Annotated in this window: 14 protein-coding genes; 12 read left to right on the forward strand and 2 right to left on the reverse strand. The window is 72.5% G+C overall.

Annotated elements, in window-relative coordinates:
* Window positions 1-24 precede the first annotated feature (24 nt).
* The 8 genes from ABZ622_RS12460 (at window position 25) to ABZ622_RS12495 (ending at window position 8614) form a co-directional block, all read left to right on the forward strand.
* Window positions 25-1134 (forward strand): quinone-dependent dihydroorotate dehydrogenase, encoded by a 1110-nt coding sequence (locus ABZ622_RS12460; protein WP_360542292.1) that lies wholly within the window; start codon window positions 25-27, stop codon window positions 1132-1134.
* Window positions 1131-1970 carry an orotidine-5'-phosphate decarboxylase gene (gene pyrF / locus ABZ622_RS12465; protein WP_360542293.1) on the forward strand — a complete coding sequence of 280 codons (840 nt, stop codon included), beginning with the start codon at window positions 1131-1133 and terminating at the stop codon, window positions 1968-1970. Before ABZ622_RS12460 ends, pyrF begins: the two co-directional genes overlap by 4 nt.
* A gap of 244 nt (window positions 1971-2214) precedes the next feature.
* Entirely contained in the window at window positions 2215-2538 is a 324-nt protein-coding gene (locus ABZ622_RS12470; RefSeq protein WP_014157387.1) for an integration host factor, read from the forward strand.
* 38 nt (window positions 2539-2576) lie between these two features.
* Window positions 2577-3194: a guanylate kinase gene (gene gmk, locus ABZ622_RS12475; protein ID WP_360542294.1), complete on the forward strand. Its 618-nt coding sequence runs from the start codon at window positions 2577-2579 to the stop codon at window positions 3192-3194.
* Between the two features lie 89 nt (window positions 3195-3283).
* A complete protein-coding gene (gene rpoZ / locus ABZ622_RS12480) occupies window positions 3284-3556 on the forward strand; it encodes a DNA-directed RNA polymerase subunit omega (RefSeq protein ID WP_003970369.1) in 273 nt (90 codons plus the stop codon).
* A gap of 133 nt (window positions 3557-3689) precedes the next feature.
* Window positions 3690-4892: a bifunctional phosphopantothenoylcysteine decarboxylase/phosphopantothenate--cysteine ligase CoaBC gene (coaBC, locus tag ABZ622_RS12485; protein WP_360542295.1), complete on the forward strand. Its 1203-nt coding sequence runs from the start codon at window positions 3690-3692 to the stop codon at window positions 4890-4892.
* A 242-nt stretch (window positions 4893-5134) separates the two neighbouring features.
* The gene (gene metK / locus ABZ622_RS12490) at window positions 5135-6343 is read left to right on the forward strand and encodes a methionine adenosyltransferase (protein ID WP_189543751.1); all 1209 of its coding nucleotides are present in this window, start codon (window positions 5135-5137) and stop codon (window positions 6341-6343) included.
* A 126-nt stretch (window positions 6344-6469) separates the two neighbouring features.
* Window positions 6470-8614, forward strand: coding sequence for a primosomal protein N' (locus ABZ622_RS12495; protein ID WP_360542296.1), 2145 nt, complete (start codon window positions 6470-6472; stop codon window positions 8612-8614).
* Window positions 8615-8883: 269 nt separating this feature from the next.
* Here the strand turns inward: ABZ622_RS12495 and ABZ622_RS12500 are convergent, their stop codons facing one another.
* Window positions 8884-9426: a hypothetical protein gene (locus ABZ622_RS12500; RefSeq protein WP_360542297.1), complete on the reverse strand. Its 543-nt coding sequence runs from the start codon at window positions 9424-9426 to the stop codon at window positions 8884-8886.
* A 229-nt stretch (window positions 9427-9655) separates the two neighbouring features.
* On the opposite strand from ABZ622_RS12500, the gene fmt reads away from it, so the two are divergent.
* The 4 genes from fmt to ABZ622_RS12520 all read left to right on the forward strand — a co-directional run bounded on the left by fmt (window position 9656) and on the right by ABZ622_RS12520 (window position 14144).
* Window positions 9656-10588: a methionyl-tRNA formyltransferase gene (fmt, locus tag ABZ622_RS12505; RefSeq protein ID WP_360542298.1), complete on the forward strand. Its 933-nt coding sequence runs from the start codon at window positions 9656-9658 to the stop codon at window positions 10586-10588.
* Between the two features lie 72 nt (window positions 10589-10660).
* On the forward strand, window positions 10661-12094 hold the full coding sequence (locus ABZ622_RS12510) for a transcription antitermination factor NusB (protein ID WP_360542299.1): 1434 nt from the start codon (window positions 10661-10663) through the stop codon (window positions 12092-12094).
* 197 nt (window positions 12095-12291) lie between these two features.
* The gene (gene rpe / locus ABZ622_RS12515; RefSeq protein WP_266917271.1) at window positions 12292-12975 is read left to right on the forward strand and encodes a ribulose-phosphate 3-epimerase; all 684 of its coding nucleotides are present in this window, start codon (window positions 12292-12294) and stop codon (window positions 12973-12975) included.
* A 152-nt stretch (window positions 12976-13127) separates the two neighbouring features.
* A complete protein-coding gene (locus ABZ622_RS12520; protein WP_266919297.1) occupies window positions 13128-14144 on the forward strand; it encodes a sugar-binding domain-containing protein in 1017 nt (338 codons plus the stop codon).
* Between the two features lie 94 nt (window positions 14145-14238).
* Here the strand turns inward: ABZ622_RS12520 and ABZ622_RS12525 are convergent, their stop codons facing one another.
* The gene (locus tag ABZ622_RS12525) at window positions 14239-15261 is read right to left on the reverse strand and encodes a terpene cyclase (RefSeq protein WP_360542300.1); all 1023 of its coding nucleotides are present in this window, start codon (window positions 15259-15261) and stop codon (window positions 14239-14241) included.
* Between the last annotated feature and the right edge of the window lie 224 nt (window positions 15262-15485).

A 15485-nucleotide genomic window follows, 5' to 3' on the forward strand; every position in this document is an offset into this window, starting at 1 on the left:
CGTGAGGACACCGAGGACACCCCGATGTACAAGTTCTTCTTCCGTCTGGTCTTCAAGCGGATGGACCCGGAGCAGGCCCACCACCTGGCCTTCCGGTGGATCCGCCTCGCCGCCCGGACCCCCGTGCTGCGCACCTTCGTCGCCGCCGCGCTCGCGCCCCGGTACAAGGAGCTGCGCACCGAGGCCCTCGGCCTGCGGATGCACGGCCCGTTCGGCCTCGCCGCCGGCTTCGACAAGAACGCCGTCGCGATCGACGGCATGTCGATGCTCGGCTTCGACCACGTCGAGATCGGCACGGTCACCGGCGAGCCGCAGCCCGGCAACCCCAAGAAGCGCCTCTTCCGCCTCGTCGCGGACCGCGCGCTGATCAACCGCATGGGCTTCAACAATGAGGGATCGGCCGCCGTCGCCGCCCGCCTCGCCGCCCGCCGGCCGGTCTTCCGGACCACGGTCGGCGTCAACATCGGCAAGACGAAGGTCGTGCCGGAGGCCGAAGCGGCCGGCGACTACGTGAAGTCCACCGAGCGGCTCGCCGCCCACGCCGACTACCTCGTCGTGAACGTCTCCTCGCCCAACACCCCGGGGCTGCGCAGCCTCCAGGCCACCGAGGCGCTGCGGCCCCTGCTCAGCGCCGTGCGCGAGGCGGCCGACCGGACCGTCACCGGGCGCCGGGTCCCGCTGCTCGTCAAGATCGCCCCGGACCTCGCGGACGAGGACGTCGACGCGGTCGCCGATCTCGCGGTCGAACTGGGCCTGGACGGCATCATCGCCACCAACACCACCATCGCCCGCACCGGCCTCGGCCTGAAGTCCTCGCCGTCCCTGGTCCAGGAGACCGGCGGGCTCTCCGGCGCCCCCCTCAAGGCGCGCTCCCTGGAGGTGCTGAGCCGCCTCTACGCGCGCGTCGGCGACCGGATCACCCTGGTCGGCGTCGGGGGCATCGAGAACGCCGAGGACGCCTGGCAGCGCATCCTGGCCGGCGCCACACTCGTCCAGGGCTACAGCGCCTTCATCTACGAGGGCCCGTGCTACGCCCGCTCGATCCACAAGGGCCTGGCCGCGCGCCTGGCCGCCTCCCCGTACGCCACCCTCGCCGAGGCCGTCGGCGCAGAGACCAGGAAGGCCACCGCATGAGCCCCGAACCGTTCGGCGCGCGCCTGCGCCGCGCCATGGACACCCGCGGCCCGCTGTGCGTCGGCATCGACCCGCACGCCTCGCTGCTCACCGCCTGGGGCCTGAACGACGACGTCGCCGGGCTCGAACGCTTCACGCGCACCGTCGTGGAGGCACTGGCCGACCGGGTCGCCGTGCTCAAGCCGCAGTCCGCGTTCTTCGAGCGCTTCGGTTCGCGCGGCATCGCCGTCCTGGAAAAGGCGGTCCAGGAGGCGCGTGCGGCCGGCGCGCTGGTGCTGATGGACGCCAAGCGCGGCGACATCGGCTCCACCATGGGCGCCTACGCGGCGACCTACCTGGAGAAGGACTCGCCGCTGTTCTCGGACGCGGTCACCGTCTCCCCGTACCTCGGTTTCGGCTCGCTGCGCCCGGCGCTCGACGCGGCGGTCCTCTCCGGCGCGGGCGTCTTCGTGCTGGCCCTCACCTCCAACCCGGAGGGCGCCGAGGTGCAGCGCGCTACCGCCGCCGACGGCCGCTCGCTGGCCCAGCTCATGCTCGACCACATGGCCGCCGAGAACGAGGGGATGACCCCGCTCGGCTCCGTCGGCGCGGTGGTCGGAGCCACGCTCGGGGACGCCGGGGCGAACCTGGCGATCAACGGCCCGCTGCTCGCTCCCGGGATCGGGGCGCAGGGCGCGACGCCCGCGGATCTGCCCGGTGTGTTCGGCGCCTCGGTGGGCAATGTGGTGCCCAGCGTGAGCCGCGGGGTGCTGAGTCAGGGGCCGGACGCGACGGGGCTCCGGGAGGCCGCCGAACGGCTCACGGACGAGATCCGGGCGGCCGTGGCGGGTAGCTGACCATGCCACGTAACCGGGTGTTGACTCTTTCCTGACCAAAAAACTCGGTTGTTATGCCAGAAATGTCCTGGTCGGCCAAGGCTGACCAGGACTTTTCGTTGGTTCTCGCTGACTCCGGCCGCCTTGGCCGCTAGTCTCCGACGAGAGCCGACGTACACAAGTTGTCCGTCGCTCACCTGGTGTGGAGCGCTCAGCTTCCTCACCGGTCCGTATCCGACAGATCGACATCCGAGGTGACGTAGGCGTGGCTCTTCCGCCCCTTACCCCTGAACAGCGCGCAGCCGCGCTCGAAAAGGCCGCCGCGGCTCGCCGGGAGCGGGCCGAGGTCAAGAATCGACTCAAGCACTCCGGCGCCTCCCTCCACGAGGTCATCAAGCAGGGCCAGGAGAACGACGTCATCGGCAAGATGAAGGTCTCCGCCCTTCTGGAGTCCCTGCCGGGCGTGGGCAAGGTCCGCGCCAAGCAGATCATGGAGCGGCTCGGCATCTCCGAGAGCCGCCGGGTCCGGGGTCTCGGCTCCAACCAGATCGCATCCCTGGAGCGCGAGTTCGGCGGCAGCGCCGCCTGACGTTCTCAGGCACTCCTGAGAACCTGGATAATCGCTCCATGGCTGCAACATCCCGGGGGACGTCCCCCGTACCCCCGGACGTACGTCCGCGGCTGACCGTGCTCTCCGGCCCCTCCGGGGTCGGCAAGAGCACGGTCGTCGCTCATATGCGCAAGGTCCACCCCGAGGTCTGGCTCTCGGTGTCGGCGACGACCCGCAAGCCGCGCCCCGGCGAGCGCAACGGTGTCCACTACTTCTTCGTGGACAACGAGGAGTTCGACAAGCTGATCGCCAACGGCGAGCTGCTGGAGTGGGCCGAATTCGCGGGCAACCGCTATGGCACGCCCCGCCGCGCCGTGCTCGACCGCCTGGAGGCGGGCGAGCCGGTGCTGCTGGAGATCGACCTTCAGGGCGCCCGGCTGGTCCGGCAGTCGATGCCGGACGCCCAGCTGGTCTTCCTGGCCCCGCCGAGCTGGGAGGAGCTGGTCCGCCGGCTCACCGGCCGCGGGACCGAGGCGCCCGAGGTGATCGATCGCCGGCTCGCCGCCGCCAAGATCGAACTGGCCGCCGAGGCCGAGTTCGACACGACGCTGGTCAACACCTCCGTCGAGGACGTGGCCCGTGAGCTGCTAGCCTTGATGCTGGAGGTTTCCGGCCACCGTGCCGACAGCGACTGACGAAGTCGCCGAAGCCGGTACGCACGCCACCGCAGATCTCCGCATCGTCAAAGATTTCTTTGATCTTTACCCCCTTCGGAAGGCAGAGAGTGTCCTCTTCCATCACCACGCCCGAGGGCATCATCAACCCGCCGATTGATGAGCTCCTTGAGGCCACCGACTCGAAGTACAGCCTCGTGATCTACGCCGCCAAGCGCGCGCGTCAGATCAACGCGTACTACTCGCAGCTCGGTGAGGGTCTCCTGGAGTACGTCGGTCCGCTCGTCGACACCCACGTGCACGAGAAGCCGCTCTCGATCGCGCTCCGCGAGATCAACGCGGGCCTGCTCACCTCCGAGGCCATCGAGGGCCCCGCGCAGTAAGCAGGAATTGCACCTTCGTCTCAGGCCCGGCGGCCGCGACCGCCGGGCCTGAGGTGTGTCCGGGGCGACAGCGTCGGACCGGTCGCGGTGAGGCAGCATGGGGGTTGTTCGTATCCGAGTGCGGGGAGACGCAGTGGACAAGCCGAAGGTCGTTCTGGGGGTCAGCGGAGGCATCGCCGCGTACAAGGCGTGCGAACTGCTGCGCCGGCTCACCGAGTCCGGTCACGACGTGCGCGTCGTACCGACCGAGTCCTCGCTGCACTTCGTGGGGGCGGCCACCTGGTCCGCGCTCTCCGGCCACCCGGTCTCCACCGAGGTCTGGAACGACGTCCACGAGGTGCCGCACGTCAGGATCGGGCAGGACGCCCACCTGGTGGTCGTCGCCCCCGCCACCGCCGACATGCTCGCGAAGGCGGCCCACGGCCTCGCCGACGACCTGCTCACCAACACGCTGCTCACCGCCCGCTGTCCGGTCGTCTTCGCACCCGCCATGCACACCGAGATGTGGGAGCACCCCGCCACCCGGGAGAACGTCGCCACGCTGCGCCGCCGCGGTGCCGTCGTCATCGAGCCCGCCGTCGGCCGGCTGACCGGTGTCGACACCGGCAAGGGCCGGCTGCCCGACCCCGGGGAGATCTTCGAGGTCTGCCGCCGGGTACTGGCCCGCGGCCCCGTCGAACCCGACCTGGCCGGCCGCCATGTGGTGATCAGCGCGGGCGGTACGCGCGAACCGCTCGACCCGGTGCGCTATCTCGGCAACCGCTCCTCCGGCAAGCAGGGCTACGCCCTGGCCCGCACGGCGGTCGCCCGCGGCGCCCGGGTCACCCTCGTCGAGGCCAACACCGGCCTGCCCGACCCGGCGGGCGCCGACGTCCTGCACGCGGGGACCGCCGTACAGCTCCGCGAGGCCGTGCTGAAGGCCGCCGCGGACGCCGACGTGGTCGTGATGGCGGCGGCGGTCGCCGACTTCCGGCCCGCCGAGTACGCGACGGGGAAGATCAAGAAGAAGGACGGCCAGGAACCCGCGCCCATCACGCTCGTCCGCAACCCCGACATCCTCGCCGAGGTGGCCGGCGAACGAGCCCGGCCGGAGCAGATCGTCGTGGGTTTCGCCGCCGAGACCGACAACGTCCTCGCCAACGGCCGGGAGAAGCTCCGCCGCAAGGGCTGCGACCTCCTCGTGGTCAACGAGGTGGGGGAGCGCCGGACCTTCGGCTCGGAGGAGAACGAGGCCGTGGTGCTCGCGGCCGACGGCGGCGAGACCCAGGTGCCGTACGGACCCAAGGAAGCGCTCGCCGACACGGTCTGGGATCTCGTGTCGTCACGTCTTGGATGAATTTCTTGTGACGTGCCCGTGGCCGGGCCGAAACCCTTGGGATATGGGCGTAAATGGCATCGCCCGAGAGGAATCGGCCCGCTCCGCAGGGCCGTGCCGCAGGTCACAGAACTACCAAAGGGCGAGACACATTGTCCGCCGGACGGAAGTGACCGATAAACTGATCCCGGACCGTGCCGGGCGCAGCTCCCGGCCGTCCGCCAAATGATCAGCCAGCAGCCGCTGCAACCCCAGGGAGCGATGTGTCCCGCCGTCTCTTCACCTCGGAATCCGTCACCGAGGGTCACCCCGACAAGATCGCTGACCAGATCAGCGACACCATTCTCGACGCGCTGCTCCGCGAGGACCCCCGGTCCCGCGTCGCCGTCGAGACCTTGATCACCACCGGTCTGGTGCATGTTGCGGGTGAGGTCACGACCAAGGCCTACGCCGACATCCCGACCCTTGTACGCAACAAGGTCCTGGAGATCGGCTACGACTCCTCGAAGAAGGGCTTCGACGGCGCCTCGTGCGGTGTCTCGGTGTCCATCGGGGCGCAGTCTCCCGACATCGCGCAGGGCGTCGACACCGCGTACGAGAAGCGGGTCGAGGGCGATGAGGACGAGCTCGACAAGCAGGGCGCCGGCGACCAGGGCCTGATGTTCGGCTACGCCTGCGACGAGACGCCCGAGCTCATGCCGCTCCCGATCTACCTTGCGCACCGGCTCTCCCGCCGGCTCTCCGAGGTCCGCAAGAACGGGACCATCCCGTACCTGCGCCCCGACGGCAAGACCCAGGTCACCATCGAGTACGACGGCGACAAGGCCGTCCGTCTCGACACGGTCGTCGTCTCCTCGCAGCACGCCAGCGACATCGACCTCGACTCGCTGCTCGCGCCCGACATCCGCGAGTTCGTCGTCGAGCACGTGCTCGGTCAGCTGATCGAGGACGGCATCAAGCTGGACACCGACGGCTACCGGCTGCTGGTGAACCCGACCGGGCGCTTCGAGATCGGCGGCCCGATGGGCGACGCCGGTCTGACCGGCCGCAAGATCATCATCGACACCTACGGCGGCATGGCCCGCCACGGCGGCGGCGCCTTCTCGGGCAAGGACCCGTCGAAGGTGGACCGCTCGGCCGCCTACGCCATGCGCTGGGTCGCCAAGAACGTCGTCGCCGCGGGCCTCGCCGCCCGTTGCGAGGTGCAGGTCGCGTACGCGATCGGCAAGGCCGAGCCGGTCGGTCTGTTCGTCGAGACGTTCGGCACCGCCGCCGTCGACACGGAGAAGATCGAGCACGCCATCGGCGAGGTCTTCGACCTCCGCCCGGCCGCGATCATCCGCGACCTCGACCTGCTCCGCCCGATCTACGCCCAGACCGCGGCCTACGGCCACTTCGGCCGTGAGCTTCCCGACTTCACCTGGGAGCGCACCGACCGTGTGGACGCGCTGCGCGCGGCGGCCGGGCTGTAGGCCGGCAGGCTCTCCAGCCGTACGCCGGGGCCCGGACACCGCACAGGGTGTCCGGGCCCCGGCGCGTCCGGACCCGGTCCCGCCTCGACGGGGCCGCTGTCAGTCGTCTCTGGTAGGAATTTGGCTGTGAGCAGCGACAACGAGCGATCCGCGGACCCCGGCGACGGGGCCCCGGAGCAGCTTGCGCTGATCCGGGAGACGGTGCGGAAGGCCAAGGTGCCCCGGGCCAAGCCGCGGACCTGGCGCGGCGCCGCGCTCGCCAAGGAGCTGCCCGTCGCCCGGGTGCTGGTCAACAAGGGCGTGCTCCATCTCGACCAGTACTTCGACTACGCGGTGCCCGAGGAGCTCGACGCCGAGGCACAGCCCGGCGTGCGGGTGCGGGTGCGGTTCGGGGCCGGGAGGCGCAATGTGCGCGGCGGCCGGCGCGAAGGGGGCGGCCTGATCGACGGCTTCCTCGTCGAGCGGCTCGCCGAGTCGGACTACACGGGCGCCCTCGCGGCGCTCGCCTATGTCGTATCGCCGGAACCGGTGCTGGGACCGGAGCTGCTCGCCCTCTCGCGGGCCGTCGCCGACCGCTACGCGGGCAGCCTCGCCGATGTGCTCCAGCTCGCCGTCCCGCCCCGCAACGGCAGGGCCGAGTCCAGACCCTCGCCCGAGCCCCTGCCGCCGCCGCCCGCGCCGTCGGCGGGCACCTGGGAGCGGTACGCGCAGGGGCCTGCCTTCCTGCGGGCGCTGGCCGGGGGCGGGGCGCCCCGGGCCGTGTGGACCGCGCTGCCCGGACCCCACTGGGCGCAGGAGATCGCCGGGGCCATGGCCGCGACCCTCGCCTCCGGGCGCGGCGCCCTCGTCGTCGTCCCCGACGGCCGGACCGCCGGGCGAGTGGACGCCGCGCTCACCGAGCTGCTCGGACCGGGACGCCATGCGCTGCTGACCGCCGACTCCGGACCGGAGAAGCGGTACCGGGAGTGGCTCGCCGTGCGGCGCGGCTCGGTGCGGGCGGTCGTCGGGACGAGAGCGGCGATGTTCGCCCCGGTCGCGGACCTCGGCCTGGTGGCCGTCTGGGACGACGGGGACTCCAGCCACAGCGACGACAACGCCCCCTTCCCGCACGTCCGCGAGGTGCTCGAACTGCGGGCCGCGCACGGCCGCTGCGCGTTCCTGCTCGGCGGTACCAACTGCACGGTGGAGGCCGCCCAGCTGGTGGAGAGCGGCTGGGCGCTGCCGCTGCGCGCGGACCGGGAGCAGCTGCGGATCGCGGCGCCCCTGGTCCGTACGGTCGGCGACGGGGAGCTGGCGCGGGACGGCGCCGCGCGGGCCGCCCGGCTGCCCAGCCTGGCCTGGCAGACGGTACGGGACGGGCTGCGCAGCGGCCCCGTCCTGGTCCAGGTGCCGCGCCGGGGATACGCGCCGCGGCTGGCCTGCGAGCGCTGCCGCGAACCCGCCCGGTGCCGGCACTGCGCGGGGCCGCTGGAGGCGCCGGACCAGCAGGATCTGAACTGCGCCTGGTGCGGGCGGGCGGAGACCGCCTGGCACTGCGTCGCCTGCGGCTCCAACCGGCTGCGGGCCCGGATCGTCGGCGCCCGCCGGACGGCCGAGGAGCTCGGCCGGGCGTTCCCGGCCGTGCCGGTGCGGACGTCCGGCCGTGACCACATCCTCGACTCGGTGCCGGACGCACCCGCGCTGGTCGTCAGCACCCCCGGCGCCGAGCCCGTGGCCGAGGGCGGCTACGCGGCCGCGCTGCTGCTGGACGGCTGGGCGATGGTCGGCCGCCCCGACCTGCGGGCCGGTGAGGAGGCGCTGCGCCGCTGGACGGCCGCGGCCTCGCTGGTGCGCGGGCAGCCGGAGGGCGGCACGGTGGTGGTCGTCGCCGAGCCGACGCTGCGGCCCGTACAGGCCCTGGTGCGCTGGGATCCGGTCGGCCATGCCCGCCGTGAGCTGGCGGAGCGGGCCGAGCTGGGCTTTCCCCCGGTGTCCCGGATGGCCGCGGTGACCGGCACGCCCGAGGCGCTGGCCGTGTTCCTCGCGGCGGCCGAGCTGCCGGCGGAGGCCGAGGTGCTGGGCCCGGTCCCGGTGCCGGCCACCGTACCGGGCAGACCCCGCAGACCCGGGGACGCACCGCAGGGGGAGTCCTGGGAGCGGGTGCTGCTCAGAGTGCCTCCGGGCAGCGGGGCGGCGCTGGCGGCCGCGCTGAAGACCGCGCAGGCGGCCAGGATGTCCCGGGGGAGCGGCGAGCAGGTCCGGATCAGGGTGGACCCGCCGGACATCGGGTGACGGGGTGGAGCGCCGGGTGCGGCCGGGCCAGGAACTCGGGGCCTGGGTGTCGGCGTGCGGGCCGGGGCGCGGCGGGCGGTCCGGCGGACGCCGGGTGACGTCGCATGACGCCGCGTGACGTTGGGCAACGCCGGGGGCGCGGCGAAACGCGCGGCGCCCCGGGCCGGTCGGGAGCACGGGAAGCCAGGAGTCCGGAACCCGGAGCCCGGGAGCCGGCATGGGTCTGCCCCGCCGGGCGGCGGACGCGGCGGGGCAGTGGATGGGGTCGGTCAGCCGTTGCGCGGGCCGGGGAAGACGCCGGGGCGCAGGTCGTCGCGCAGTGCCGGCCGGTCCGCCGACGGCTGCGGCGGCATGGAGCGCGCGGCAGGCACGACGGGCGGCAGCGCGGACGGGCCGGCGGACCCCGGCAGGGGGCGCGGCACCGTGGTCTCCGCGCCGGATTCGGCCGCCCCGGGCTGGCGGGCGTTGCGGCGTGCGCCGTAGCGGCGGTGCACCGCCTGCTTGGTGACCCCGAGCGCGGAGCCCACCGCGTCCCAGGAGAAGCCCAGCGAGCGGTCGAAGTCGACTGCCGCGGTGACCAGGGTCTCGACGCTGTCGCGCAGCTCCTGCGCCAGCCTGACAGTGGGGGCCGGGGCCCTGCCGTAGACGACGAAGCCCGTGGACGGGCCGGAGCGGCGCGGGCGGTAGACGTTGCCCAGTTGGGCGGTGAGCGTGCGCAGCGCGTCCACCTGCCGCCGGACCCGCTCGATGTCCCGCACCAACAGATGCAGACTGGCCCTCGCTTGGGCGTCGTGGGTTGCGTGGTCGGCCATGAAGAAGCCTCTCGAACCGGCGTTGAAAGGGATCGGGCCGCACCAGGGCGGCTCGCTTCGGTCAATCTCTCTTGACCAACGCCTCAGCTGTGGATCTGGTCACGCTTCAGGGGCGCGTGCGCCCTTCAAAGGGGCGCACAGCCATGCGTACGCCCCCCGGCCGCGGGGCCCATAGACTTGTGCGTTGCTCGTCACCGAACGTTCCGGCCCGAGAGGCAGTCAGCCACCCATGAAGCTCGTCTTCGCAGGCACCCCCGAGGTAGCCGTACCCGCCCTGGACGCCCTGATCGCCTCCGACCGGCACGAGGTGGCCGCCGTGGTGACCCGGCCCGACGCCCCCGCCGGGCGGGGCCGCCGCCTGGTCGCCAGCCCCGTCGCCGAGCGCGCCGAGGAGGCCGGCATCGAGGTGCTCAGGCCCGCCCGGCCGCGCGACGAGGACTTCCTCGCCCGGCTGCGGGAGATCGCCCCGGACTGCTGCCCGGTCGTCGCCTACGGCGCGCTGCTCCCCAAGGAGACGCTCGCCGTGCCCGCCCGGGGCTGGGTCAACCTCCACTTCTCGCTGCTGCCCGCCTGGCGCGGCGCGGCCCCCGTGCAGCACTCGATCATGGCCGGGGACGAGGTGACCGGCGCCTCGACCTTCCTGATCGAGGAGGGGCTCGACTCCGGCCCGGTATACGGCGTGCTGACCGAGGAAGTGCGTCCCACCGACACCAGCGGCGACCTGCTGACCCGGCTGGCGTTCGCCGGTGCGGGGCTGCTCGTCGCCACGATGGACGGCATCGAGGACGGCACCCTGCACGCCGTGCCGCAGCCCGCCGAGGGGATCACCCTCGCGCCGAAGATCACGGTCGAGAACGCCCGGATCGACTGGTCCGCCCCCGCCCTGCGGGTCGACCGCGTGGTGCGCGGCTGCACGCCGGCGCCCGGCGCCTGGACGCTGTTCCGGGGGGAGCGGCTGAAGCTGATCCAGGCGGTGCCCGTGCTGGACCGTGCCGACCTGGCCCCCGGCGAGCTGTCGGCGGCCAAGAACAACGTGTACGTGGGCACCGGATCGCACGCGGTCGAGCTGCTCTGGGTCCAGCCCCAGGGCAAGAAGCCGATGCGGGCCGCCGACTGGGCCCGCGGGGTCCGGATCGTCCACGGCGAGCTGCTCGGCAGCTGAGCCGTCGGGGGCGGGGACGGCGACGTAGGCTGGGAGGGTTCGCCCCCTCACCATCAGCGGAGCACCTTTCACGTGAACGACCAGCAGCGTCGCCGTCCCGCCAAGCCGCATCGCCGCCCCAAGAAGGACCCCGTCCGCTTCCTCGCCTTCGAAGCCCTCAGGGCCGTCGACGAACGGGACGCGTACGCCAACCTCGTACTGCCCCCGCTGCTGAAGAAGGCCCGTGCCAAGGGCGACTTCGACAGCCGGGACGCGGCCCTGGCGACCGAGCTGGTCTATGGCACGCTGCGCCGCCAGGGCACGTACGACGCGATCGTCGCGGCCTGCATCGACCGGCCGCTGCGCGAGGTCGACCCGCCGGTCCTGGACGTGATCGACATGGGCGTGCACCAGCTGCTCGGCACCCGCATCCCCACCCACGCCGCGGTCTCCGCCAGCGTGGAGCTGGCCCGGGTGGTGCTCGGCGAGGGGCGGGCCAAGTTCGTCAACGCGGTGCTGCGCAAGGTCTCCGCGGACGACCTCGACGGCTGGGTGGCCAAGGTGGCCCCGTCGTACGAGGAGGACGCCGAGGACCACCTCGCCGTCGTGCACTCGCATCCGCGGTGGGTCGTCTCCGCCCTGTGGGACGCGCTGGGCGGCGGCCGCGCCGGGATCGAGGATCTGCTCGAAGCCGACAACGAGCGGCCCGAGGTCACCCTGGTCGCCCGCCCCGGCCGCTCCACCACCGATGAGCTGCTCACCGCCCTCGGCGACGAGAACGGCCTGCCGGGCCGCTGGTCCCCGTACGCCGTACGGATGGCGGAGGGCGGCGAGCCCGGCGCGCTGACCGCCGTCCAGGAGGGCCGGGCCGGGGTTCAGGACGAGGGCAGCCAGCTGGTGGCCGCCGCCCTCGCCAACGCACCCGTCGAGGGCGGCGACAGCCGCTGGCTCGACGGCTGCGCCGGCCCCGGCGGCAAGGCCGCCCTGCTCGCCGCGCTCGCCGCCGGCCGGGGCGCCGCCCTGCTCGCCGCCGAGAAGCAGCCGCACCGGGCCCGCCTGGTCGAACGCGCGCTGGCCGGCAACCCCGGCCCGTACCAGGTGATCACCGCCGACGGCACCCGCCCGCCGTGGCAGCCCGGCAGCTTCGACCGGGTCCTCATGGACGTGCCGTGCTCCGGCCTCGGCGCCCTGCGCCGCCGCCCGGAGGCGCGCTGGCGCCGCCGCCCGGAGGACCTGGAGCACTTCGCCCCGCTCCAACGCGGCCTGCTGCGCGAGGCGTTGAAGGCGGTACGGGTCGGCGGCGTCGTCGGCTACGCGACCTGCTCGCCGCACCTCGCGGAGACCCGGGTGGTCGTCGAGGACGTGCTCAAGGGGCGCGGCGGTCAGCCCGTGGAGGCCGAGTGGGTGGACGCCCGCCCGCTGATGCCGGGCGTGCCCGCGCTGGGCGACGGCCCCGACGTCCAGCTGTGGCCGCATCTGCACGGCACCGACGCGATGTATCTGGCGCTGCTGCGACGTACCGCCTGAGCGCTTCGACGGGCCTCGGGGGCCGCTGCGACCGCTCCGCACGCTCCGGCGGCGACGGCCCCCGGAGCCCCCGCGCGGGACCGAAACGCCCGGATCGTGCGGCCGGGAGCCCCGGATCGGGCGAACTGTAATGATCCCGTGAGGCTTTGGCCCGCACCGGGGCGGGGAAGTGACGCGGAACATGGCAGGCTTGGGACATGGCCCAGATCAACCCCAGCATCCTGTCCGCCGACTTCGCCCGCCTCGCCGAGGAGGCGAAGGCAGTCGAAGGCGCCGACTGGCTCCACGTCGATGTGATGGACAACCACTTCGTGCCCAATCTGACCCTCGGTGTGCCCATCGTCGAATCGCTCAGCCGGGCCACGGACACCCCGCTGGACTGCCATCTGATGATCGAGGACCCGGACCGCTGGGCGCCCCGGTACGTCGAGGCCGGTGCCGGTTCGGTCACCTTCCACGCGGAGGCCGCGGCGGCCCCCGTGCGGCTGGCGCGGGAGATCCGGGCCAAGGGCGCCCGTGCCTCCATGGCACTCAAGCCCGCGACGCCCATCGAGCCGTACGAGGACCTGCTCCCCGAGCTCGACATGCTGCTGATCATGACGGTGGAGCCGGGCTTCGGCGGCCAGGCCTTCCTGGACATCATGCTGCCGAAGATCCGCCGCACCCGTGAGCTGATCTCCAAGCACGGCCTCGAACTGTGGCTCCAGGTCGACGGTGGCGTCTCCGCGTCCACCATCGAGCGGTGCGCCGAGGCCGGGGCGGACGTCTTCGTCGCGGGTTCGGCGGTGTACGGGGCGACGGACCCGGCCGAAGCCGTGCGGGCTTTGCGTGCCCGGGCCGACGGGGCCACCGCCTCGGCGGCCTGGGCGTGCGCCCACTGACGCCGCGGCCGGCTCCCGCTCCCGATTGCGGGTCCGCCCGGCCAAGGACAGATGAACTCGGTCCGACGGGACCGATCAAGGAACGCCGGATCTGACAGGATGAACGGCGTATCGAGAGTGTGAACAGCAGTGAGGAGATCGCGGTGTCTGCAATGTCGGCGGGCAGGTCCGCCCTGCGGATGGGGCCCGCGGAGCTGGTGCAGGCGGCGGCCATGGCCCGTCGCTTCTACCTTGAGGGCAAGTCGAAGATCCAGATCGCCGAGGAGTTCGGCGTCAGCCGCTTCAAGGTGGCCCGGGTCCTGGAGACGGCTCTTGAGCGCGACCTCGTACGGATCGAGATCCGCGTCCCCGCCGAACTGGACGCCGAGCGCTCCGACGCGCTCCGTGCCCGCTACGGGCTGCGTCACGCGGTCGTCGTCGAGTCCCCGGCCGAGGAGCAGGACGACGCACCGGACCCGGAGAACCTGGGCGAGGTCGCGGCCGATCTCCTGGGCGAACTGGTGAACGAGGGCGATGTGCTCGGGCTGGCCTGGGGCCGGTCCACCATCCACATGGCGGCGGCGCTCGACCGGCTGCCGCCGTGCACGGTCGTGCAGCTCACCGGGGTGTACGACGCGGGGACGGCCGAGCGCGGCTCCGTCGAGGCGGTCCGGCGGGCCGCCCAGGTGTCCGGCGGCGAGGCCCACCCCATCTACGCGCCGATGCTGCTGCCCGACCCGGCGACGGCCGCCGCGCTGCGCCACCAGACCGGCATCGCCCGCGCCTTCGACTACTTCGACAAGGTGACGGTCGCGGCGGTCTCCATCGGCTCCTGGGAGCCGGGCATCTCGACCGTCCACGACATGCTCACCGACGAGGAGCGGGCGCACTACGCCTCGCTCGGTGTCGCGGCGGAGATGTCGGCGCACCTCTTCGACACCGAGGGGCGGCGGGTCGGCCGGGACCTGGGGGAGCGGTGCATCACGGTCGAGGCCGACCGGCTGCGCCGGATCCCCGAGGTGGTGGCGATCGCGGGCGGCCAGCGCAAGGCCGCGGCGATCGGGGCGGTACTGAGGTCCGGGCTGGTCACCAGCCTGGTGACGGACACCGCGGCGGCCGACTACCTGCTCACGGAGTCGGCGGCACCGCAGCGGCCGGCGCTGGAGCGGGCCGACCCGGACGGCGACTGATCCACACCGGGGGCGGCAGCGGCCGCCCCCGGTCGCGGACATGGAAACGCCCGGACAGCGCGTGCGCCGTCCGGGCGTTTCCATGTCCGGCGGTTCAGTCCGGGACCACGCCCAGGACCGTCGCCTCCAGATATTCCTCCGGCTCCTCGTACTGACTCACGTCGGCCGGGTTGTAGCGCGGGGTCTGCCGCGACCAGTCGAGGTTGCCGCGCATCCAGCTGCGCATTCCCTCCAGATATGGCTTGAGCATCCAGGACAGCTGCGGGTACGCCGCCAGCAGCTCGGCCTCGGCGGCGAGGAAGCGCTCGGTCTCCGTCGTGATCTCCGCGCAGACGTGTTCGAGCGCCTGCCGCTGTCCGTAGCCGCGGTGGTGCCGGACCAGATGGACGAGGTTGTGGATCTCGCCGAGCACCTGCTCCTTTTCGTACGAGTACACGTCGTTGGCCCAGCACACGACGTTGCACGAGGCTTCCAGCGCGGTGATGAACCGGGAGTCGTTGTGGATCGACTCGGGAGCCTCGATCCCGGCCACGATCTCTATCAGGTCCATGCAGACGTGTATCGCGCCGGTATGGCGCCGCTTGGCGATGTACGTCTCCTCGGTCGGCACCACGCCGGCGGCCCGGTTGCCCGCCTCCCAGGTGGTGGCCGTCGTGAGGTACGTGGTGAGGTGCCAGCCGAACCGGGTGCGCCAGTGCGGGGCCGCGGTCGGCGTCGTCCGCTCCCACAGATCGGCCAGGGCGACCACGGCGGCGGGGAGCCGCCCGTCCGGCAGCGGGGCCGGGGCGTCGCCCTCGATGACGGTCCGCATCAGCTCGACCACGTCCCGTACCCGCTCGGGGCTGCGGCCCAGATGGCCGTCGTCGAGCTGGTCGTCGACGAGAAACAGCCAGACGAACCAGTCCGCGACGAGGTCGAGGTTCTTGCTGTCGGCGGTCGGATACACCATGCCGACGAACGATCCGAAGTCCGCCTGCACGAAGCGGTCCCTGGCCGAATCGCGGTGCACCAGACCGGTGTTGCGGGTCCATTCGTCGAGATGGTCCCGGGTGTGTCCGACGTTCGGGTTGGTGAGCTGGGGGAACGGGCAGTAGATGTCCGGCAGTTCGCTCTCCACGGGTGGGTCGTGATCCTCTCCGGTCGTACGGGTGACGGAAGTTGTGACCCTTCCGGCTGTTCCTCCGGGGCGTAGTCGAGACCCACGGGACCTGCGAGTTTGAAGCTACCGGACCCCTTGTCACCAGGTCCAGGGAAGATGATCGCGAATGATTCGAATGCCTTTCGGGTAGGGTCCGCGGGCAAGGCAGGTTCCACTTGCCCGGGACGCCCGTCCGGTTCCTT

The organism is Streptomyces sp. NPDC007164 (genome assembly GCF_040634135.1).
Classification (GTDB): Bacteria; Actinomycetota; Actinomycetes; order Streptomycetales; family Streptomycetaceae; genus Streptomyces; species Streptomyces sanglieri.